General features: G+C 65.7%; 1 protein-coding gene. It reads right to left on the bottom strand.

Features of this window, described 5'->3' with window-relative positions; genetic code table 11:
- Positions 1–2,019 (bottom strand): Ig-like domain repeat protein (locus IF11_RS38095; RefSeq protein WP_051746496.1); only part of this gene is annotated, 2,019 nt, incomplete at its 3' end.
- Between the last annotated feature and the right edge of the window lie 273 nt (positions 2,020–2,292).

The following is a 2,292-nucleotide window of genomic DNA, read 5'->3' as shown; positions in this document are numbered from 1 at the left end:
GCTCAGGGTGGAGGTGGTGAGGGTGGCGATGCCGCTGGTCAGGGTTGCTGTGCCGAGGAGGGTGGCGCCGTCGAAGAAGCTGACTGTGCCCGTCGGCGTACCCGCCCCCGGAGGCACCGCAGCAACGGTGGCGGTCAGGGTCTTCGCCTGTCCGAAGACGGACGGATCGGGGGCGGAGGTGAGGGCGGTGGTGGTGGCGGCTTGGGTGACGGTCTGGGTGTCGATGGGTGAGGTGGATGCGGTGAAGTTCGGGCTGCCGTTGTAGACGGCGGTGAGGGAGTGGGGTCCGACGCTCAGGGTGGAGACGCTGAACGTGGCGACTCCACCGCTGAGGGTTGCTGTGCCGAGGAGGGTGGCGCCGTCGAAGAAGCTGACTGTGCCCGTCGGCGTGCCTGCTCCTGGTGGTACGGCAGCAACGGTGGCGGTGAGGGTTTTGGGCTGTCCGAAGACGGAGGGGTCGGGGGCGGAGGTCAACGCTGTGGTGGTGGCGGCTTGGGTGACGGTCTGGGTGTCGATGGGTGAGGTGGATGCGGTGAAGTTCGGGCTGCCGTTGTAGACGGCGGTGAGGGAGTGGGATCCGACGCTGAGGGTGGAGACGCTGAACGTGGCGACTCCGCCGGTCAACGTTGCTGTGCCCAACAGGGTGGCGCCGTCGAAGAAGCTGACTGTGCCCGTCGGCGTGCCTGCCCCGGGGGGTACGGCAGCAACGGTGGCGGTCAGGGTCTTGGGCTGTCCGAAGACGGAGGGGTCGGGGGCGGAGGTCAGTGCGGTGGTGGTGCCGGCCTGAGTGACCGTCTGGACGTCGATGGGTGAGGTGGAGCCGGTGAAGTCCACATCACCGCCGTACACGGCCGTCAACGAATGCGACCCGACACCCAAGGCAGAAGTAGTGAACGTGGCGACTCCGCCGGTCAGGGTTGCTGTGCCGAGGAGGGTGGCGCCGTCGAAGAAGCTGACGGTTCCGGTGGGGGTGCCGACGGTGGAAGTGACGGTGGCGGTGAGGGTTTTGGGCTGTCCGAAGACGGAGGGGTCGGGGGCGGAGGTGAGGGTGGTGATGGTGGCGAACGGAGCGGTGGGGGTGACGCTGACAGTGTTGTCGCCGTTGTTCGCGATGTAGGCGTTCAGGCCGTTCGGGGTGATCGCTACGCCGAAGGGTGCGGTACCGACGGGGATGGTGGCGGTGACGGTGTTGGTGGCGGTATCGATCACGCTGACGGTGTTGTCGCCGTTATTGGTGATGTAGGCGTTCAGGCCGTCCGGGGGGATGGCCACGCCCAGGGGTGCGGTACCGACGGGGATGGTGGCGGTGACGGTGTTGGTGGCGGTGCTGATCACGCTGACGGTGTTGTCGCCGTTGTTCGCGATGTAGGCGTTCAGGCCGTTCGGGGTGATCGCTACGCCGAAGGGTGCGGTACCGACGGGGATGGTGGCGGTGACAGTGTTGGTGGCGGTGCTGATGACGCTGACGGTGTTGTCGCCGGAGTTGGTGACGTAGGCGGTCAGGCCGTCCGGGGTGATCGCTACGCCGAAGGGTGCGGTACCGACGGGGATGGTGGCGGTGACGGTGTTGGTGGCGGTGCTGATGACGCTGACGGTGTTGTCGCCGGAGTTGGTGATGTAGGCGTTCAGGCCGTTCGGGGGGATGGCCACGCCGAGCGGGACTGATCCTACGGGGATGGTGGTGGTGACGGTGTTGGTGGCGGTGCTGATGACGCTGACGGTGTTGTCGCCGGAGTTGGTGATGTAGGCGGTCAGGCCGTTCGGGGTGATCGCTACCCAGAACGGGACTGATCCTACGGGGATGGTGGTGGTGACGGTGTTGGTGGCGGTGCTGATGACGCTGACGGTGTTGTCGCCCTCGTTGGTGACGTAGGCGGTCAGGCCGTTCGGGGTGATCGCGACTGCTGTGGGAAAGCTGCCCACGGGCACGGTCGGATCTGCCAAGGGTGTGACCTGCGGGCGGTTGAACCAGCGGAACCTGAGTAGTTGACGCCACTGTGACTTGAGTGCCTCGGACATGAGTGCCCCTCGTGGTGAGTTCCGGGAAATCTGGATGACGGCTATCGGGGATCCATCAAGTCCGGTACGTCCATGGGGAGTTGCTATCCGGACTTTCCGTAGCGTCCATCGAGCCTGCCACCGACCGCCGTACGTTCGGGCAGCGGCTATCAATCCCCCGGAAAGGTGGGCAGCCCGCCGGGTTCCTATAGCGCAAGTAACTCACCCGGCAACGAACCCAGACCAGACCAGCAACCAACAATCACCCAAATGGACTACGACAAGCCGTAAGGA

It is taken from the genome of Streptomyces scopuliridis RB72 (genome assembly GCF_000718095.1).
In the GTDB taxonomy this organism is placed as follows: Bacteria; Actinomycetota; Actinomycetes; order Streptomycetales; family Streptomycetaceae; genus Streptomyces; species Streptomyces scopuliridis.
This window is presented reverse-complemented; position numbering and strand designations above follow the sequence as displayed.